Annotated in this window: 20 protein-coding genes and 1 tRNA gene; 6 read left to right on the plus strand and 15 right to left on the minus strand. The window is 68.1% G+C overall.

All coding sequences use genetic code 11. From position 1 onward, the window contains the following. Nucleotides 1-279 precede the first annotated feature (279 nt). Complete coding sequence (locus tag ABD683_RS01405) at nucleotides 280-837, minus strand: YceI family protein (protein ID WP_344766666.1); 558 nt, start codon at nucleotides 835-837, stop codon at nucleotides 280-282. A gap of 97 nt (nucleotides 838-934) precedes the next feature. Between ABD683_RS01405 and ABD683_RS01410 the strand changes: the two genes are divergently transcribed. Then, nucleotides 935-1,408 (plus strand): MarR family winged helix-turn-helix transcriptional regulator, encoded by a 474-nt coding sequence (locus ABD683_RS01410; protein WP_344766668.1) that lies wholly within the window; start codon nucleotides 935-937, stop codon nucleotides 1,406-1,408. A gap of 27 nt (nucleotides 1,409-1,435) precedes the next feature. On the opposite strand, the gene ettA is transcribed toward ABD683_RS01410, so the two are convergent. The 5 genes from ettA to ABD683_RS01435 form a co-directional block, all read right to left on the minus strand. Further along, a complete protein-coding gene (gene ettA, locus ABD683_RS01415; RefSeq protein WP_344766670.1) occupies nucleotides 1,436-3,118 on the minus strand; it encodes an energy-dependent translational throttle protein EttA in 1,683 nt (560 codons plus the stop codon). A 43-nt stretch (nucleotides 3,119-3,161) separates the two neighbouring features. Continuing rightward, nucleotides 3,162-3,593, minus strand: coding sequence for a single-stranded DNA-binding protein (locus tag ABD683_RS01420; RefSeq protein WP_344766671.1), 432 nt, complete (start codon nucleotides 3,591-3,593; stop codon nucleotides 3,162-3,164). Nucleotides 3,594-3,703: 110 nt separating this feature from the next. After that, on the minus strand, nucleotides 3,704-5,356 hold the full coding sequence (locus ABD683_RS01425; RefSeq protein WP_344766673.1) for a GTPase: 1,653 nt from the start codon (nucleotides 5,354-5,356) through the stop codon (nucleotides 3,704-3,706). Then, entirely contained in the window at nucleotides 5,353-7,059 is a 1,707-nt protein-coding gene (locus tag ABD683_RS01430) for a dynamin family protein (RefSeq protein ID WP_344766675.1), read from the minus strand. Before ABD683_RS01430 ends, ABD683_RS01425 begins: the two co-directional genes overlap by 4 nt. A 98-nt stretch (nucleotides 7,060-7,157) precedes the next feature. Next, on the minus strand, nucleotides 7,158-8,333 hold the full coding sequence (locus ABD683_RS01435) for a PrsW family intramembrane metalloprotease (protein WP_344766676.1): 1,176 nt from the start codon (nucleotides 8,331-8,333) through the stop codon (nucleotides 7,158-7,160). A gap of 81 nt (nucleotides 8,334-8,414) precedes the next feature. Between ABD683_RS01435 and ABD683_RS01440 the strand changes: the two genes are divergently transcribed. Next, a tRNA-Arg gene (locus tag ABD683_RS01440) sits at nucleotides 8,415-8,488 on the plus strand. 1 nt (nucleotide 8,489) lies between these two features. Here the strand turns inward: ABD683_RS01440 and ABD683_RS01445 are convergent. Continuing rightward, complete coding sequence (locus tag ABD683_RS01445) at nucleotides 8,490-9,377, minus strand: LysR family transcriptional regulator ArgP (RefSeq protein ID WP_344766678.1); 888 nt, start codon at nucleotides 9,375-9,377, stop codon at nucleotides 8,490-8,492. 70 nt (nucleotides 9,378-9,447) lie between these two features. Between ABD683_RS01445 and ABD683_RS01450 the strand changes: the two genes are divergently transcribed. The 3 genes from ABD683_RS01450 to ABD683_RS01460 are packed head-to-tail and all read left to right on the plus strand — an operon-like array spanning nucleotide 9,448 to nucleotide 10,786. Then, complete coding sequence (locus tag ABD683_RS01450; RefSeq protein WP_344766680.1) at nucleotides 9,448-10,068, plus strand: LysE/ArgO family amino acid transporter; 621 nt, start codon at nucleotides 9,448-9,450, stop codon at nucleotides 10,066-10,068. Beyond that, the gene (locus ABD683_RS01455; protein ID WP_344766682.1) at nucleotides 10,065-10,430 is read left to right on the plus strand and encodes a fluoride efflux transporter FluC; all 366 of its coding nucleotides are present in this window, start codon (nucleotides 10,065-10,067) and stop codon (nucleotides 10,428-10,430) included. Before ABD683_RS01450 ends, ABD683_RS01455 begins: the two co-directional genes overlap by 4 nt. A 5-nt stretch (nucleotides 10,431-10,435) precedes the next feature. Further along, nucleotides 10,436-10,786, plus strand: a complete 351-nt coding sequence (locus tag ABD683_RS01460; RefSeq protein WP_344771552.1) for a fluoride efflux transporter FluC — start codon at nucleotides 10,436-10,438, stop codon at nucleotides 10,784-10,786. On the opposite strand, the gene ABD683_RS01465 is transcribed toward ABD683_RS01460, so the two are convergent. The 8 genes from ABD683_RS01465 to ABD683_RS01500 form a co-directional block, all read right to left on the minus strand. Next, nucleotides 10,776-11,726: a DUF8094 domain-containing protein gene (locus ABD683_RS01465; protein ID WP_344766684.1), complete on the minus strand. Its 951-nt coding sequence runs from the start codon at nucleotides 11,724-11,726 to the stop codon at nucleotides 10,776-10,778. The two genes, ABD683_RS01460 and ABD683_RS01465, sit on opposite strands and share 11 nt — an antisense overlap. After that, on the minus strand, nucleotides 11,723-12,853 hold the full coding sequence (locus ABD683_RS01470) for a hypothetical protein (RefSeq protein ID WP_344766685.1): 1,131 nt from the start codon (nucleotides 12,851-12,853) through the stop codon (nucleotides 11,723-11,725). The genes ABD683_RS01465 and ABD683_RS01470 overlap by 4 nt, the downstream gene beginning before the upstream one ends. Nucleotides 12,854-12,920: 67 nt before the next feature. Further along, nucleotides 12,921-13,820, minus strand: coding sequence for a tetratricopeptide repeat protein (locus tag ABD683_RS01475; RefSeq protein ID WP_344766686.1), 900 nt, complete (start codon nucleotides 13,818-13,820; stop codon nucleotides 12,921-12,923). A gap of 91 nt (nucleotides 13,821-13,911) precedes the next feature. After that, the gene (locus tag ABD683_RS01480; protein ID WP_344766688.1) at nucleotides 13,912-14,322 is read right to left on the minus strand and encodes a hypothetical protein; all 411 of its coding nucleotides are present in this window, start codon (nucleotides 14,320-14,322) and stop codon (nucleotides 13,912-13,914) included. A 43-nt stretch (nucleotides 14,323-14,365) separates the two neighbouring features. Beyond that, nucleotides 14,366-14,914: a PH domain-containing protein gene (locus ABD683_RS01485; protein WP_344766690.1), complete on the minus strand. Its 549-nt coding sequence runs from the start codon at nucleotides 14,912-14,914 to the stop codon at nucleotides 14,366-14,368. A gap of 6 nt (nucleotides 14,915-14,920) precedes the next feature. After that, complete coding sequence (locus tag ABD683_RS01490) at nucleotides 14,921-15,079, minus strand: hypothetical protein (RefSeq protein ID WP_344766692.1); 159 nt, start codon at nucleotides 15,077-15,079, stop codon at nucleotides 14,921-14,923. 55 nt (nucleotides 15,080-15,134) lie between these two features. Next, nucleotides 15,135-16,091 (minus strand): methylmalonyl Co-A mutase-associated GTPase MeaB, encoded by a 957-nt coding sequence (gene meaB / locus ABD683_RS01495; RefSeq protein ID WP_344771553.1) that lies wholly within the window; start codon nucleotides 16,089-16,091, stop codon nucleotides 15,135-15,137. A 2-nt stretch (nucleotides 16,092-16,093) separates the two neighbouring features. After that, on the minus strand, nucleotides 16,094-17,284 hold the full coding sequence (locus ABD683_RS01500) for an acetyl-CoA C-acetyltransferase (RefSeq protein WP_344766694.1): 1,191 nt from the start codon (nucleotides 17,282-17,284) through the stop codon (nucleotides 16,094-16,096). 116 nt (nucleotides 17,285-17,400) lie between these two features. Between ABD683_RS01500 and mce the strand changes: the two genes are divergently transcribed. After that, the gene (mce, locus tag ABD683_RS01505) at nucleotides 17,401-17,853 is read left to right on the plus strand and encodes a methylmalonyl-CoA epimerase (protein WP_344766696.1); all 453 of its coding nucleotides are present in this window, start codon (nucleotides 17,401-17,403) and stop codon (nucleotides 17,851-17,853) included. The last annotated feature ends 75 nt before the right edge of the window (nucleotides 17,854-17,928 follow it).

Raw genomic sequence — 17,928 nt, forward strand, 5'->3', positions numbered from 1 at the left:
GGTTCGAGCCCGGGGGTTCTCGTTCCGGCCACGAGCTGGCCACCCTGCACGCCGAGCTGGCGGTCAGGATGACCCTTCGGACTGCGTCCTCACGGACTCCGTCCTAGGGCAAGCCCCTTCGGCGGAGACTCCGTCCTAGGGCAAGCCCCTTCGGCGGACTGCGTCCTCACGGACACCGTCCTAGGGCAAGCCCCTTCGGCGGACTGCGTCCTCACGGACACCGTCCTAGGGCAAGCCCCTTCGGCGGACTGCGTCCTCACGGACACAGTCCTAGCGCGATCAGGCTGCGTCAGCCTGAAGAACAGCCTCGGCCACGATGTGGATCGAGATCTTGTCGCCGATGACGACCTTGTCACCCTCGAGCGGGATGTTGAAGTCGATGCCGAACTCCTTGCGGCTGATCTCGGTGGTCGCCTCGACGCCCACGCGGGTCCCGCCCCACGGGTCTGCGCCCTCACCGAGGAAGTCGACGTCGAGCTCGACGGACTTGGTGACGCCCTTGATCGTGAGGTCGCCGGTGACGACGAACTCGGAGTCCGACTTCTGCGTCACGCCTGTCGACACGAACGTCGCCTGGTCCTGGTTGTCAGCGTCGAAGAAGTCGCTCGAACGCAGGTGGTCGTCGCGCTGTGCCGTGCCGGTGTTGATCGACGACAGGTCGAACGAGACCTTGACGGACGAGTCGGTGATGTCGTCGGCCGTGACGAGAGTGCCCTCGAATGTCTCGAACTTTCCGCGCACCTTGCTGATGATGTGGCGGACCGTGAAGCCGATCTCGGTGTGCGTCGGGTCCAGCGTCCAGGTGCCGGTGGTGACCTTGGTGGTGGTGCTGCTCATTTGATGCCTCCGGGTAAGATGGTTGATTGTTCAACAAGTGCGAGACTACAGGTAGTTCAACGTTCAATCAAGTTTGGAATCTTGTATGATGGATCACATGGAGACCACGACGGAGACTCCGTGGCTCACTGCCGCGGAGCAACAGATCTGGCGATCGTTCCTGGGCGGGACGATCGTCCTCAACGAGCGCCTCGATCGCGACCTCCGCACGGCCCACGGCCTCTCGATGCCCGAGTACGAGATCCTCGTACGTCTCTCCGAGGCGCCTGACCGCTCGATCCGCATGGCCGAGCTCGCCGCCGCCGTCTCACACTCTCGCAGTCGAGTGACCCACACGATCGCTCGCCTCGAGCGCGAAGGCCTGGTGTTCCGAGGCCAGTGCTCCGAGGATGGTCGCGGCGTCTCCGCCGTCATGACCGACAGGGGATTCGCCCTTCTCGAGGAGGCGGCGCACACCCACGTACGCGGGGTGCACTCCTACCTCGTCGAGAACGCCTCGCCCGAGGAGTTCGCCGTGCTGGGCCAGATCATGCAGCGCGTCATCACGACGCTTGGCGGCGGCAAGTTCTGACGCTGCGGCGCCGCCTGCCAGCGACAGCTAGTCGCGGGTGAGCTTGCGGTAGGTCACGCTGTGCGGACGTGCCGCCTCTTCACCGAGGCGCTCGACCTTGTTGAGCTCGTAGTCGGCGAAGTTGCCCTCGAACCAGAACCACTTGGCCGGGTTGTCGGCGTCACCCTCCCACGCGAGGATGTGCGTCGCGACACGGTCGAGGAACCACCGGTCGTGCGAGACCACCACAGCGCAGCCGGGGAAGTCGAGCAGTGCGTCCTCGAGGGACTGCAGCGTCTCGACGTCGAGGTCGTTGGTCGGCTCGTCGAGCAGCAACAGGTTGCCGCCCATCTTGAGCGTCAGCGCCAGGTTGAGACGGTTGCGCTCTCCACCTGACAGGACCTTGACGAGCTTCTGCTGGTCGGGCCCCTTGAAGCCGAACGACGCAACGTAGGCGCGACTCGGCACCTCGAAGTTGGCCACCTTGATGAAGTCGAGCTCGCCCGACACCAGCTGCCAGACGTTGAGCTTGTCGTCGATGCCTCCGCGACCCTGGTCGACGTAGGAGATCTTGACGGTCTGGCCGACGTCAAGCGTGCCGCTGTCGGGCTCCTCCTCCCCCACGATCATCCGGAAGAGTGTCGACTTGCCGACGCCGTTGGGACCGACCACACCGACGATGCCGGCGCGCGGGAGGTCGAACGTCAGACCGTCGAACAACTCACGGTCACCGAAGCTCTTGTGGAGGTCCTTGGCGTTGAGGACGACGTCGCCGAGTCGCGGACCCGCGGGGATGTTGATCTCCTCGAAGTCGAGCTTGCGGCTGCGCTCGGCCTCCGCGGCAAGCTCTTCGTAGCGGCTGAGTCGTGCTTGGTTCTTGACCTGGCGGGCCTTGGCGTTGGAGCGGACCCACTCGAGCTCCTTGGCCAGGATCTTGGCGCGCTTGGCGTCCTTCTTGCCCTCCACGACGAGACGGGCCTGCTTGGTCTCGAGGTAGGTCGAGTAGTTGCCTTCGTAGGGGTGCGTCTTGCCGCGATCGAGCTCCAGGATCCACTCGGCGACATTGTCGAGGAAGTAGCGGTCGTGGGTGATGGCCAGCACGGCGCCGGGGTAGGTCGCCAGGTGCTGCTCGAGCCACAGCACGCTCTCGGCGTCCAGGTGGTTGGTCGGCTCGTCGAGGAGCAGCAGGTCGGGCTGCTCAAGCAGCAGCTTGCAGAGCGCGACGCGTCGGCGCTCACCACCGGAGAGGTGGTCGACGACCTCGTCGGGCGGCGGACACCGCAGGGCGTCCATCGCCTGGGCGAGGCGGGAGTCGAGGTCCCACGCGTTGGCGTGGTCGAGATCAGTCTGCAGCTCACCCATCTCCGGGAGGAGCGTGTCGTAGTCGGCGTCAGGGTCAGCAAGCTCTTCGCTGATCTTGTTGAACCGGTCGATCTTGGCCTTGATCTCGCCGACGGCCTCCTCGACGTTCTCCAACACGGTCTTGCCCTCGGTCAGCGGAGGCTCCTGCAGGAGGATGCCGACGGATGCCTCGGGGTCCTTGATCGCATCGCCGTTGTTGGGCTGCTCGAGCCCGGCCATGATCTTGAACAGCGTGGACTTGCCGGTGCCGTTGGGGCCGACCACGCCGATCTTGGCACCGTGCAGGAAGGACAACGTGACGTCGTCGAGGACGACCTTTTCGCCGAGCTTCTTGCGGACATTGCGGAGGGTGAAGACGTAGTCAGCCATAGGCCCCAAGTCTAACGAGACGCCCGTGACCCGACCCCACCGGTCACGCGGCGGATTGCCCCTCGAGCTCCTCGAGAGCGGCCACCGTGCCGTCGTTGGTGGACACCTGCGGCTGCCGCTCGACCTTGCGCAGCGTGGTCACACCCCACGTCAGGTCGTGGCCGATCAGACTGGCCTCCACGACGGTGCTCTCGCGGGCCTCGCCCTCCGAGGTGGTCCACCGCTCGACGCGGACCTTGCCGCTCACGATGATCGGGTCGCCGACCTCCAGCGACTCCGCGGCGTTCTGGGCGAGCGACCGCCAGGCCTTGACCGACAGCCAGATCGTCTCGAGGTCGCGCCACTGACGGGTTGCCTGGTCGAAGTAGCTCGGGGTCGACGCCACGCGGAACAGCACCCACGGCACACCGCCTTCGCGCAGCTCGACCTTGGTGCCGACTCGGCCATGGAACGTCAGGGTGTTGTCGTTGGACATGTGTGGCTCCTTTGGTTGGGAGCCTCAGGATCGAGATGAGCCGCTCCCCCGAGCCACCACCGGCCATCCTGCTGTGGACGGAGTCATGCGAATGAGTGGGTTGTGGAGGGTCAGCCGAGCGCGGCGAGGATTCCGGTGCGGTAGGCGCCGTATGCGTCGAGCTCGGCCTGGACCGGAGCGACGACTCGCGTCACGGCCACCGAGTCGATCGCCTCACGGAGCTGGCGATCGGCATTCCTGGCCCGGCGTCGACCGCTGAGGCGCGCGAACACCCGAGACAGGAGTCCGAGCACGATGCCGACCGCCGCCGAACCCGCCGCGACGACAGCTGCGGCAGGAAAGCCCGCAATGTCCTTGAGCTCCGGCAGCGACATGTCGGGATAGACGGAGTCCTGCAGGCCCTGCGCGGCCAGCCAGCCGAGACCCGCGATCAGCCCGAGCATCGCCAGCCACTGGATGACCTGGACGACGCGCCACCACCATGCGGTGCGGGCGCGGACATGGGTCGCCGCGATCGCCGCGTCGAGGTCGTCGACGATCGTGTGGCCCGGCGGGCTCGCGGCGGCGCGGACGGCGTCGCGCCACGGGTGTTCGAGGCCGACCGATGCCTTCTCGGCGAGGTCGCGGATCGCGAGCTCGGCATTGGCGCGCTGCACCGGGCTCGCCTCGGGCAGCGAAGCCCTGGCCAGCGCGGTCATCGACATGTCGCTGTCGAGCATGAGGCCCTTGAGCGGGTCGCGGCGCAGCTTGCCGAGCCACCGCGCGACGGGCCAGCCCGTACGCAAGATCGCCTGGCGACGCGTCGCCGCCGCGATCGCGTCGACGACCTGAGGCACACCCGCGCAACTGACGAGGGCATCGTCGAGCACCCGGCGATCGGCAGGACTGATGCCGGGAACCTGGTGTGTGCCGCCCACCTGCGCGATGACCTGCGCCGCCGCCGTGATGTCGGACCCGAGCCGCCCCTTGGCGGACGCCTTGGCGCGGATGCGGGTGGCGAGCAGGCGCTTGAGGTCCTCGATGCCGTCACCGCGGGTCGCGGAGACACCGACCACCTCGACGTCCGGGAGGCCTTCGGCGGCAAGGATGCGCCTGACGTCCTCAAGCGTGCGGGTGCGCTGCTCGTAGGGGATGCGGTCGATCTGGTTGAGCACGACCACCGTGACGTCGCTGTAGGACGCCATGGGCCGGATGTAGCGGTCGTGCAGGGCTGCGTCGGCGTACTTCTGGGGATCGAGGACCCACACGAGGAGGTCGGCGTACTTGACCAGTCGGTCCATCTCGAGGTGGTGGGACACCTCGGTCGAGTCATGGTCGGGCAGGTCGAGCAGCACGAGGCCGTCGAGCTTGGTGTCCTCGGCCGACCTGTCGAGCATGCTCAGGCGCGAGACCTGGTGACGCGGCGGGATGCCCATCCACTCCAGCAGACCCTGTGCGCCGTCGGGCCCCCAGGCGCAGGCCAGGGCCCATGACGTGGTGGGGCGGCGTACGCCAACGCCCGCCAGCTCGAGGTCGGTCAGTGCGTTGAACAGCGACGACTTGCCCGAGCCGGTGGCTCCCGCGAGGGCGACGATGGTGTGCTCGCCCGACAGCCGCAGGCGCTCATTGGCCCGGCCAGCAAGCATCTCGGCGGGCGCCAGGATCTCCTCGTCGATACGGCCGCGGCTCGCCGCGACTGCCTGCGTGAGGCCGTCGAGGCGCTTGGAGACGTCGCTGGGCTCACCCGCGAACGTCGGCTGCGCGTCGTGGACCGCGGTGCTCATGCGTCACCGCCGGCGATGAAGTCGGCGTGACGGGCGTATTCGGACTGGCGGGCGGACTCCCGCAGGTCGTGCTGGAAGCCCTTGAGGTCGTCGGGACGACCGACAAGAGCGACGAAGCGCTGCATCTCGCCCTCGAGCAGTGCTGCGACCCGTGACTCGAGGTCGGCGTGCGCCTTGGTGACGAGCGCCTTGACGGCATCGTCGCCGAAGATCGCCGAGAGCAGCTTGTGACCGAGCTCCACCGTGCTGTCCTTGGTGCTCGCCGAGTCGGCGAACATCGTGACCATGAGGGCGACGCCGATGCCGTTGACCCCGAACGCCAGGAACTTCGCCGTCATGCGTTTGTCACCGCCGTCGGTGCGCACGAGCTCGAGCACGGCCTGGCGCCAGTCGCGTACGGTGCGCTCGGCCTTGACCCGGAAGTCGCGAGAGGCCCGATCGATGTCGGGTGTACGAGCAAGGAGCGCCTTGCCGGCGGGGACCTCTGCCCACGCACGAGCTGCCGCCGAGGCTGCCGACTCGGCTTCCTCCACGACCAGGTTGAAGACTCCCGTCTCGATCGCCGCGACGATGTCGCTGGAGCGTGTGCGCTTGCCCGTGACGCCGTCGACGAACCGGTCGCGGATGCGTCCGACCTTGTCCTCGACGGAGCGGAGCAGGTCACCCGTACCGACGAACTCCTGCCACCTGGCCTGGATCTCGCCCCGCAGGAGCGTGCCGTCGGTGATCTGCGTCGTGAACGACTCGAGAGCGTTGCGATAGATCGTGTCGATGCTCGAGTAGAGCTGCTCGGAGACCTCGATCTGGCCGTCCATCGAGTCGGCGATGTCGTGGGCGCGGAGCACGATGTGGCGGATGGCGCCGTCGAGAGTATGGGAGATGACCTTGCCGCGGGCGTCACCGTCGGCGGCAAGGTCGTGCAGCCATCCGACGATCGGTGCGACGGCCTCGGCTGGAAGGAGCCCATCGGCGTCGACGCCGGACTCGGGGACCGTGAACAGCGGTGAGTCGGACAGCCCCCGCGACGTCATCATGCGGGCAAGGTGTCCGCGGACCTCGACCACGGCCTCGGCACTCGTACGGTCGAGCACCACCGCGACCGACGTGCTGCGCTCCGCGGCCAGGCGGAGGTAGTCCCAGGGCACCTGGTCGGCGTAGCGAGCCGCCGACGTCACGAACAGCCAGAGGTCGGCGGCGGCGAGCAGCTGCGCGGCGAGCTCGCGGTTGCCCTTGTCGATCGAGTCGACATCCGGAGCGTCGAGGATCGCGAGCCCGCGCGGGAGCCTGGTCGAGGTCGCGAGACGCAGCGCGTAGGTGTCGTTGCTGGGCACGTTCGTGCGCGGCAGCTCGGGGAGGATCCGGTCGGGCGCGAACCACTCGGCGTCGTCGGGGTGGTGCACCAGCACGGGTGAGCGAGTCGTGGGCCGCAGGACACCGGACTCGGTGATGCGCTGGCCCAGCAGCGAGTTGACCAGCGTCGACTTGCCGGCGCCAGTGGAACCGCCCACCACGGTCAGCAGCGGGCCGTTGAGCTGGACCAGACGCGGCAGCACGTAGTCGGACAGCTGCGTGACGATGTCGGCGCGAATACGACGAGCGTCCGCGACTTCAGGAAGATCGAGGTCGAGAGGTACGGCACTGACGTTGCCGAGCAGCCCGCTCAGGGCACCGAGAAGCTCGGCCGAAGCATGTTCGCCGGGCACTGGAGCTCCTCTCATCAACTCGCGCGTTCACCATCGGGTATGCGTACAGATTAGTGGACGCAGGGGTACAGCGCGGCCACGGCTGTGTGAGAGACGGGTCAGAAGTGACGCACGGTGTTTTGGAGCGCCGGCGGGAATCTCAGCGCCGGCCGCAACGCATACATCTGGTCGAGCAGCGAGTAGGTCCGCTCGACGCCGTGAGGCTTGGACCGGCCGCTCATCATCGCGTGATGCAGGAAGGCCATCTCCGTGGCCAGCTGCTGGTAGTGCTTGACGACCTTGCCGGCCTCCTTGCCGTGATGCTCCCGGGCGAATCGCCGCGCAGCCTTGCGATAGGTGAAGCGCGAGAGGTAAGGGATCTCCGCCGGGTGGATCCAGCCGCGCTGTGCCACGTACGACAGCGACTGCTCGAGGATCCGTATCTGGTTGGAGCGGACGATGATCGCCATCACCGCGACCATGAGCAGGACGACGGCGAGTCCGAGGTAGACGAGGAAGAATCCGGCGCCTTCGCCGATGCTCAGCGAGGCGTTCCACAGGGCGTGGAGGCCCATGCTCAGCGCCAAGCCGACCACGACCAGCGCGACCTTGGCGACCTTGGACCTGCGGGTGACGGCCAGGCCGACCGCGACGCCGAACGCCGAGGTGAACAGCGGGTGCGCAAACGGGCTGAACACCCCGCGCACGATGAACGTGGTCGTCACGCCGGCGGGACCATCGATCTTGATGTCGTCGGAGCCGAGGTAGCTGGCGGCGTAGTAACCGATGTTCTCGACGAACGCGAAGCCGATGCCGACGAGGCCGGCGAAGATCAGCCCGTCCAGGAAGCCGTCGATGACCCGGCGGGCTCGCAGGAACGTGAGGAGGAGGAACAGGCACTTGGCCGGCTCCTCCGTCATCGGCGCGACGACCGAAGCCATCGTGTCGTCGCTGACGTCGAACGCGTGCTGGATCCAGATCTGCAACGAGAGGGCGATCGCGACTGCGATGACTCCGCCCCAGACGAAGGCGGCGAACTTGTAGCGGCGCGGCTCGGGCTCATAGCGGTCGAGCCACCAGTAGGCCACCCAGAGCAAGGGCAGCGGGATGAGGGCGAACAGGAACGACAGGCCCGCGCCCGCGACGTCGCCCGCGCCGAGGGAGAAGATCACGCCGCCGACGGCACCTGCGGCGCCGATGACGCTGAACGCGATGATCAGCGCGGTGCGCCCGCGCTGCCGGAACGGCTCGCGACGCTCCACGCCCGCGATGGTGGGCTCGCTCGCGATTGTCACCTGCGAATCGTAGGGCATACCCGGGCCGCGACCCCCAGCCCACGCGCGCCGATAGGCTTGTCCCGGGCACACCGCCCGCAGGCCCCCGTAGCTCAGTTGGATAGAGCAAGAGCCTTCTAATCTCTAGGTCGCAGGTTCGATTCCTGCCGGGGGCGCTCAGGCGAGGTGGGCCGAGGCCGCCTGATGGACGGCCCGGGCGGTCGCCTCGAGCGCAGGAGTTTGCAAGGTCCACTGCTGCCAGTAGAGCGTGACGTCGACGTGGTGCCCCGGGTCGAGGTCGACCAGCTGTCCATCGCGCTCCAGCTCCTCGGACTGCTCCTTGGGCAGCATCCCCCAACCGAGGCCCAGCCTGATCGCCTCGGCGAACTGCGACGAGGCGGGAATGTGATGGCGGGGCGGGTCGAGTCGGCGGCGGCTCCGGCTGCGGCTGCGCAAGTAGGCGTCCTGGAGGTCGTCGCTGCGATCGAACACCACGACGGGTGCCACCGCGAGGCTCTCCCCGTCGACACCCGCGCTGAACCACGTGTCGGCGAAGGACGTGCTTGCCATCGGGCGGTAGCGCATCGTGCCGAGTCGGGTCGACCGGCAGCCTTGCACGGGTGCGGCATCCGACGTGATCGCGGCCATGACGGTCCCCGAGCGCAGGAGATCTGCCGTACGACCCTCGTCCTCGCGTCGGACGTCGAAGTAGGCCGTGCCGACCAGACCCGCCAGCGCCGGCAGCACCCACGTCGCCAACGAGTCGCCATTGACCGCCAGCGGGATCGTCGGCGGGCGCTCCAGCTCGTGGTCGACCTCGAGCCGTACGTCCTGGACGAGCGACTCGACCTGCCGGGCGAGCCGAAGGTAGGCCTCACCTGCCTCCGTGACCGCGCTGGGCTTGGTGCGGCGGACGAGCACACGTCCGGCGGACTGCTCGAGAGCCTTCATGCGTTGGCTGACGGCCGACGGCGTCAGGTGGAGCGCAGCGGCCGCGGCGTCGAACGAACCTTCATCGACCACGGCGGCGAGGGCACGGAGCTGGGAGAGATCGACGTCAGGCACATAAGCAATACTAATGGATCATTCACAACATGAACTGGCCTTCATCGGCCCCCTCCAGTTGGATTGACCCATGGACCACGCCGCCCTCGTTGCCGCCCTCGCGGGCGCCGGATTCGGCCTGTCCTTGATCGTCGCGATCGGCGCGCAGAACGCATTCGTGCTGCGTCAGGGACTGCGCCGTGAGCACGTGCTTGCCGTCGTGGCGGTGTGTGCCCTGTCCGACGTCGTCCTGATCGCCGTCGGGGTCGGCGGTCTCGGCAGCCTGATCCAGGCCGTCCCCTGGCTGCTCGACACCATGACGATCGGCGGTGCGGCATTCCTCGTCGCGTACGGCCTGCTTGCCGCCCGTCGCGCCCTCCGTCCGGCCGCGATCGACGCCGACGTCGTCGGCCGTCCCACCACCCTCCGGGCCGCGGTCGCCACCTGCCTCGCGCTCACCTGGCTCAACCCGCACGTCTACCTCGACACCGTGATCCTGCTCGGCTCGGTGGCCGGCACGCACGGAGACGATCGCTGGTGGTTTGGTCTGGGCGCAGCTCTCGGCAGCATCGTGTGGTTCTCGTCCCTCGGGTACGGTGCACGCGTGCTCCGTCCGTTGTTCGCCAAGCCCGCCGCCTGGCGCGTCCTCGACGGGCTGATCGCTGTTGTCATGTTCGCGATCGCTGCGAGCCTGCTGGCAGGTGTCGCGTGAAGCAGCTCGCCCTCGTCTTCCTCGGCGGCACGCTCGGCACGCTTGCGCGCCGCGGCGTCAGCGAGATCCCGTACGACGGGGTCTTCCCGCTGGCCACGTTCACCGTCAACGTCGTCGGCTCCTTCGCGCTCGGCGCCCTGCTCGCGGTGGTGGTGCGCCGCTCCGCCGACCAGGCACGACTGCTCCTCGGCACGGGGTTCCTCGGCGGCTTCACCACCTACAGCGCCCTCGCAGTCGAGACCGACACGCTGCTGCGCGGTGACCACGTGGCGCTGGGCCTCACGTACGCGATCGGCACCGTGCTCGCGGGGCTCGTCGCAGCGCTCGCCGGTGTCGCACTCGGATCGAGGGCACGGTCGTGACCCCGATGTGGATCGCCCTGGCGGGCGGCCTGGGGGCGGGCACGAGATTTCTCGTCGACTCGTGGATGAGGCCCCGGGTCTCCGCGACCCTCCCCTGGTCGACACACCTGATCAACGTCACGGGTTCGCTGCTGCTGGGGCTGATCGTCGGCCTCGGTGCCGGGGACACGTGGCACTCGATCGCCGGCACCGGGTTCCTCGGCGGCTACACGACGTTCAGCACGGCAAGCGTCGAGACGGTCCACCTCGCGATCGACCGCCGCTACCGCGCGGCATTCGTCAACGCCACGGCGATGCTGGTGGTGAGCGTCGCCGCTGCCGCCGTGGGCTACGCGGCCGGGCGGGTCATTGCGTGACGGCGCCGACGACGCCGCCATACTGACCGATCGCCCTGGGCTTGCCGTTGCCACCGGGGATGTGGAGCAGCACCTGGTGCTTGTACTTCAGCGTGCCGGAGCCCGAAATGCCCTGCGACAGGAACGCCTGCTGCGGCGTCCCCTGCGGCCACGTCACGGTCAGGCCCTTCTGGACCGTGTAGGTGTCGTCACGCAGCAACGTGACGAATGCCAGTGCACCACCGTCAGACGTGCGCACCACGAACTTCACGTCCTCGGCACTCCATGCCTGCGAGAAGGTCACGCCCTGGAGCCCGCCGTTGGCCGCGGCAGCCGAGCGCATCTGGCGGATGAACGAGTCGTTCACGATGCCGTCCGCCTCCGGTGCCGAGGCGTCGCCGAGCGCCTTGGCGTACTCCGTGGCCGCCTCCTGCGCCGACATGCGCATGCCTGTGCGGTTGCCGGGCTTGACGGTCAGGACCTTCGAGCCATTCGTACGGAGCTCGGGCAGGGACGTCTCGGCGACCGTCTCGGGACTGGCCACGAGCAGCCACGGATCGGCCGCTGCCGCTCGCTCGAACACCTGGACCCGGTTGACACCACGGGCACGGTCACGCACGACGGCGAGGAACCAGAGCGGGTACTTCGAGAACTCCGGGGTCAGCACCTTCGTCACGTCGACCGCAGCGGCATCCTGCTTCTGCTTCTGGGCCAGTCGCTGGGAGACCTCGAACGACCCGGAGTCGATGTCGAGGACCGCCTCGCTCTCGATCGTCGACAACGGCTTGGGATCGAGCAGCTTGATCGCGGCGTTGCGCACCGTGCGGTAACGGTCGAAGACCTGGTCGACCTCGGACGTACGCGCGGCGGCCTTCTCGACCGGGAGGCTCGACCGCTGGTGCGGCACGGCACAAGCCGACAGGACGAGGAGCGCCGATGCCGCGACGATGACACGCTTCACGGCTTCTCCTCCTCTTCGTCGACGAGCTCGAAGTCCGCGAGCTCTTCCTCGCTGACCTCGTGCTCGACTCCATCCTCGTCGACGAACACGTAGACCACGCGCTCCGTCGGCGTGCCGGACGCGGGCGCAGCCTTCACCTCAGCCTCGGGTTCGGGTTCGGGTTCGGGTTCGGGTTCGGGTTCGGGTTCGGGCGCGGGCTCGGGCGCGGGCTCGGGCGCGTCGACGACCGTCTCACCGACGAACTCCAGCTCGGCCGCCTCGTCCGCCGAGATCTCGTGCTCGACACCCTCGTCATCGACGTAGATGTAGACGATCTCGTCCTCGTCGTCCTCCGTGTCCGGCTCCGGAGCGGTCTCGCGTACGACGGGTTGTCGCTCTCCGACGACCGGTCCGGAATCCGGCTCGACGACCTCCTCGTCGACGACCTCGTACTGCTCCGCCTCGTCGGCCGAGATCTCGTGCTCGACACCGTCCTCGTCGACGTAGACGTAGACGACGTCCTCCTCCTCGACGTCGTCGTCATCGCTCCACAGCGACTCGCCACGACGCAGCAGGCGAGCGAGCAGGATGCCCCCGGCGCCCAGGAGGAGAAGGCCCAGGCCCTTGATGAACCCGCCCTTGACGCCGTACGCCAGCGTGACCTTGAGGCCCGACAGGTTGGTGTCGCCGACCGACAGGATCGCCAGTGACACCGTTTCGTCGGGCAGTGTCGCCGAGATGCTCGCGCCACCGCGTCCTGCCGAGCGGGCGAGCCACCAGTCGAGCGCAGTCGGTGCGCCGGGAAGCCCATCCCTGCCATCGACCTGGCGGGTCTTGACCTTCCACGGCGTGTGGAACCGAGTGACCTCGAGGCGGGCCGTGTCGCCCACGTAGTTCTGCACGTCGACCGTGTTGCCCAGCCCGACGAACACGGGCTTCTCTGCCGGAACCTCCGCGAGGACGTCGACCCGGACATCGGCCCAGCTGATGACCCTGGGTGCAGTCACCACGGCGATGCCGTCGGTCTCCACCTCGTGCGGGCCGGTCGTGAAGCGGCTGTCGGGACCGAGGACCAGCATCACGGTGAGCCCCGCGATCGCCGAGAGCACGCCGAGCACGGCGAGCACCCAGCTCCACCTCGTACGCATCGTCACGCTCCCTCGCCGATCTCCGAGCGGACGGCCGGTTTGACCCTACCGGCAAACCCTCCGCGGGTCAGAACAATGCGGACGCGAGAGTCCGGCGCGCCGTGGCCACACGGGGGTCGGCCGTGCCGACAACCGTGAACAGCTCGATGAGCCGCTCGCGCACGGTCTCGCGCTCGTCGCCCGCCGTCCGCTTGACCAGTTGGATCAGCCGATCGAACGCGTCATCGACGTGTCCGCCGCTGACGTCGAGGTCGGCGACCAGCATCTGTGCCTCGAGGTCGTCGGGTGCATCTGCCGCCGCCTTGCGAGCAGCCTGGAGGTCCACGCCCTGCGTACGGGAGAGCAGCTTGACCCCGGCCAGCCGCTCACCGATCTCGGCATCCGCGGGGTACTGGGCGAGGAGCTTTTGGTACTCCGAGACTGCCGTCGCATAGTCGCCCGCGCCGAAAGCCTCGTCGGCCGCGGCGAAACGTGGGTCGGCGGGCTCTTCGTCCTCACCACCGTCGGAGGGCGCACCAGCGGCCGCGGCGCGCCCGGTCACGCCGTTCTCGGCTGCGACCCTCACGAGCTCGGAGAAGAAGCGCATGACCTCGGCCTCGTCGACCGTGCCCTGGAACAGGGGGACGGGCTGGCCCTTGACCAGGCCGACGACCAGCGGCACGGCCTTGGCCTCGAGCGCTTGGGCAATCGCGGGATTGGCGTCGACGTCGACCTGGGCCAGGACGATCTGACCGTCGAATGTCCCCGTCACCTTGGCCAGCACACCGTTGAAGTCGGCGCTCTGCGGTGACCTCGGCGACCAGAGGCTCAGCACGACGACGTGCTGCATCGAGGCCTCGAGGGCGGCTGACTGGAAGTTCTGCTCGGTGATGTCGACGACGTACGAACCGCCGCCGGGTGCAGCGGGTCGCACGGCCGGCTGCTTGAGCGCCGAGAGGTCAATGGCACCGGGACGCGAGAAGTTCATGCGTCCAGTGTAGGAAGTCGCCGGTGGTGAGGACGGCGCCGGTCGCTGGCGCGTGGCTGACAAACCCCGGCGCGGGTGTGCGAGCCACGCGCTAGGTGATCTTGTCGGCCAGCACGCAATAGGTGAAGAACGCGACTCCCAGCAGCATTCCGACATGGCCCAGGATCGACAACGCCGGACCCTGGGCCCAGCTGTCATCGACGGAAGGCGACGCGTGGCGTCCGGAGCCGGGCAACCACCGCAGCAGGATCAAGATCCCCGCCGCGACCTCCAGCCACCACAGGACCAGCGACACCATCCCCACGACGTCGCGCGGCGACGTGAGGTAGTAGACCCAGACCGCCAGAGCCGCCACCCCGAGGACCGTGTGAGCGGCGAGGATCGTGCCCGGGATCTGCGCGTGGCCGGTCTGCCGGCGGTTGGCGGACAGCCGCATCCGCGTCAACAAGATGACGACGGCGGCCAGGGCCGTGAGCATCCAGAGCGCGTCGTCGAGTTCCACGCTGGCATGGTGGCACAAATGTCAGCAAGGCGGGGACAAACCGTCAGCGCCCTTCCATCATCTGCTGCTCGATCGTGCGGCCGCGCAGACCCGAGCGCTGGACCACGCGCTGGATCGTGAGGTCACGTTCGTCCGGGTCTGCGATGTAGCGGATGTTGCGGAGTCCCTGCGCCTGCGCGGCCGACTCGAACGTGAAGTGCCCGTAGCCGAGCATCCGACCGAGGAGCGGCTTTTCGACCGTGATGTCGAGGATGCGGGTGATCGGCATCGTCGCGATCTTTACGGTGAACACGCCACTGGCGCGAAAGACCCTCATGTTGGTCACGACGAACACGTCGCGGCGTTCGCGCAGCGTCAGGTAGAGCGCGTGGAGGGCGAGCACGAACCCGCCGAGGATGAACAGCCAGCCCAGCTGGATCGGACCGATCAGGGCGAGGAACCACAGCAGAGCCGTGCCCGCCACCTCGGCGATCGGGCGCCAGTAGACGATGGAATGGTGATAGACGAGGTCGATCACGCGTTCGCCCTCGTCGGCCAGGAGATGGCTGTCGATCTCCTGGTCGGGCAGTCGGTCGAGCAGCGCCCGGATCATGGATGCCTAGGCGACGAGCTCGTTGACGAAGACGCCGACCTGGCCGAACGCGTCCATCACGGCTCCCGCGGCGTTGCTCACGGCATCGGCCGCGCCAGCAGGCGCCGTCAGCAGGTAGTAGACCCCGAAACCGACGACGAGCAGCATGACGACCTTCTTCACCACAAGCCCATTCTCAACGATGAGGTGGTCCATTGCCCGGACAGACACGCCCTCGGTGCTAGAGATTCTCGACGAGGCTGTCGGCCGCTGCGTAGGGGTCTATGGCGCCCGTCAGGACGTCTGCCGCGAGGGTGTCGAGGCGGGTGTCGCCGGAGAGATGGGCGAACCGGTCGCGTACGGAGGTGAGCGCCAGCGCCTCGATCTCCCGCCTCGTGCGCGCCAGCCGACGTCGGTCGAGCTCCCCCGTGGTGACCAGGTGGTCGTGGTGCTGGGCGATCTCGGAGGCGACCTCGTCGACTCCTTCGCCGCTCGTCGCGACGGTCAGCAGGATCGGTGGCTTCCAGGCGCCGTCGGGACGGTCGGTCATCGTGACGACGGATCGCAGCTCGCGACGTGTCGACTGGGCACCCTCCCGGTCGGCCTTGTTGACGACGAAGATGTCGCCGATCTCGAGGATGCCCGCCTTGGCGGCCTGGATGCCGTCACCCATCCCGGGTGCCAGCAGCACGAGCGTCGTGTCGGCCAGCCCGGAGATCTCGACCTCGGACTGCCCCACTCCGACAGTCTCGACCAGGACGACGTCGCAACCGGCTGCGTCGAGCACGCGCAACGCCTGTGGCGCTGCGACCGACAGCCCACCGAGATGCCCTCGGCTCGCCATCGAGCGGATGTAGACGCCGTCGTCCGTCGCGTGCTCCTGCATGCGAATGCGGTCACCGAGCAGCGCGCCGCCCGAGAACGGCGAGGTCGGATCCACCGCCAGCACACCCACGCGTCGGCCCTGAGCGCGCAGCGCCTTGACCAGCGCCGAGGTCGACGTGGACTTGCCGACGCCGGGCGCACCCGTCAGGCCCACGATGTGGGCCTTCCCTGTGTGCGGCATCAAGGCAGCGCTGACCTCACGCAGCTTCGAAGACTGGTCCTCGACCAGCGAGATCAGCCTGGCGACCGCCCGGGCCTCACCGGCCCGGGCGCGCTCGACGAGATCGGCGACCGAGACCGCCCGGCTGGCCAGGACTACTTCTTGGGTACGCGGATGATCAGTGCGTCGCCCTGACCGCCACCGCCGCACAGCGCCGCAGCACCGATGCCGCCACCGCGGCGCCCGAGCTCCAGGGCCAGGTGCAGGACGATGCGGGCACCACTGGCGCCGATCGGGTGACCGAGGGCGATGGCTCCACCGTTGACGTTGACCTTGTCCTCGGAGATGCCCAGCTTGGCCGAGCTCTCGAGCCCGACCGCCGCGAAGGCCTCGTTGAGCTCGAACAGGTCGATGTCGGAGACGGCGATGCCTTCCTTGCTGGCGGCCTTCTCGATCGCGTTGGCGGGCTGCAGCTGGAGGCTCGAGTCGGGGCCGGCGACAGTGCCGGCGGCGCCGATCTCGGCGATCCACGAGAGACCGAGCTCCTCGGCCTTGGCCTTGCTCATGACGACCACTGCCGCAGCACCGTCGGAGATCTGGCTGGCAGAGCCTGCCGTGATGGTGCCGTCCTTGCTGAACGCCGGACGCAGCTTGCCGAGCGACTCGGTCGTCGTGTCACCACGTACGCCCTCGTCCTCGGAGATCACGACGTCGTCGCCGCGGCGGCTCGGGATCGTGACGGGCACGATCTCCTCGTCGAAGACGCCGTTCTTCTGCGCCGCTGCGGCGAGCTGGTGCGAGCGGGCGCTGAACGCGTCCTGCGCCTCACGGGTGAGCTTGGTGCCGTCGGCGTTGATCTGCTCGGTCAGTCCGCCCATGGCCTGGTCGGTCAGCGCGTCCCAGAGTCCGTCGGCGGCCATGTGGTCGACGAGCTTGGTGTCGCCGTACTTGGTGCCCTCGCGCGAGCCGAGCAGCATGTGCGGTGCCTGCGTCATGGACTCCTGTCCGCCCGCCACGATGATGTCGTACTCGCCAGCACGGATCAGCTGGTCGGCGAGGGCGATCGCATTGATGCCCGAGAGGCACACCTTGTTGATCGTGATGGCCGGCGTGGTGAGCGGGATGCCGCCCTTGAACGCGGCCTGACGGGCCGGAACCTGACCGGCTCCGGCACCCAGGACCTGGCCCATGATCACGTAGTCGACCTGCTCACCGGTGACACCGGCCTTCTCGAGCGCTCCCTTGATGGCGAGGCCACCGAGGTCTGAGCCGGACAGGCTCTTGAGGCCGCCCAACAGGCGGCCGATCGGCGTACGGGCTCCGGCAACGATCACGGACTGCGACATGTGCACTGCTCCTTCAGAAGACTGTTCCTTCACTTTACTCACGGGTAACGATCGTGTGTCGCCCATGTGCGCGGGATCACCCCGACGGTCCGCAACATCTGCTCTACCCTCGAGGCATGCCCAGCGACCCCCTCGTTCCCGGTCACCTCCTGCTTGCGATCGACCACGTCGGCATCGCCGTGCCGGATCTCGATGACGCCCTCGAGATGTACGCCACGACGTTCGGCCTGCACTCGATCCACGAAGAGGTCAACGAGGAGCAAGGAGTGCGTGAGGCGATGCTCGCCGTCGGCGACTCCGGCAGCTGCATCCAGCTCCTGGCACCGCTGAGCGACGACTCGACGATCGCGAAGTTCCTCGCCCGCAACGGTCAGGGCATCCAGCAGCTGGCCTACCGCGTGTCTGACATCGACGCGGTGTCGGAGACGTTGCGTGAGCGCGGCGTACGGCTGCTCTACGACGTGCCCAAGCGGGGTACGTCCGACTCGCGCGTCAACTTCGTGCACCCCAAGGACGCTGGTGGAGTCCTGGTGGAGCTCGTCGAGCCGGCCGCAGACGCGTCCCACTGAGGGCAGGATCACAGGCCGACGCGATGGCCCGACAAGTTAACGCCAAGTAACATCTCGGAGACCCCAAACGAAGGA

Origin of the sequence: Aeromicrobium panaciterrae (assembly GCF_039537165.1) — a bacterium.
In the GTDB taxonomy this organism is placed as follows: Bacteria; Actinomycetota; Actinomycetes; order Propionibacteriales; family Nocardioidaceae; genus Aeromicrobium; species Aeromicrobium panaciterrae.

Coding starts and splice junctions, on each gene's coding strand:
- ABD683_RS01405 (WP_344766666.1), bottom strand. CDS start 837: ATGAGCAGCACCACCACCAAGGTCACCACCGGCACCTGGACGCTGGAC.
- ABD683_RS01410 (WP_344766668.1), top strand. CDS start 935: ATGGAGACCACGACGGAGACTCCGTGGCTCACTGCCGCGGAGCAACAG.
- ettA (WP_344766670.1), bottom strand. CDS start 3,118: ATGGCTGACTACGTCTTCACCCTCCGCAATGTCCGCAAGAAGCTCGGC.
- ABD683_RS01420 (WP_344766671.1), bottom strand. CDS start 3,593: ATGTCCAACGACAACACCCTGACGTTCCATGGCCGAGTCGGCACCAAG.
- ABD683_RS01425 (WP_344766673.1), bottom strand. CDS start 5,356: ATGAGCACCGCGGTCCACGACGCGCAGCCGACGTTCGCGGGTGAGCCC.
- ABD683_RS01450 (WP_344766680.1), top strand. CDS start 9,448: ATGGACCACGCCGCCCTCGTTGCCGCCCTCGCGGGCGCCGGATTCGGC.
- ABD683_RS01460 (WP_344771552.1), top strand. CDS start 10,436: ATGTGGATCGCCCTGGCGGGCGGCCTGGGGGCGGGCACGAGATTTCTC.
- ABD683_RS01470 (WP_344766685.1), bottom strand. CDS start 12,853: ATGCGTACGAGGTGGAGCTGGGTGCTCGCCGTGCTCGGCGTGCTCTCG.
- ABD683_RS01475 (WP_344766686.1), bottom strand. CDS start 13,820: ATGAACTTCTCGCGTCCCGGTGCCATTGACCTCTCGGCGCTCAAGCAG.
- ABD683_RS01485 (WP_344766690.1), bottom strand. CDS start 14,914: ATGATCCGGGCGCTGCTCGACCGACTGCCCGACCAGGAGATCGACAGC.
- ABD683_RS01500 (WP_344766694.1), bottom strand. CDS start 17,284: ATGTCGCAGTCCGTGATCGTTGCCGGAGCCCGTACGCCGATCGGCCGC.
- mce (WP_344766696.1), top strand. CDS start 17,401: ATGCCCAGCGACCCCCTCGTTCCCGGTCACCTCCTGCTTGCGATCGAC.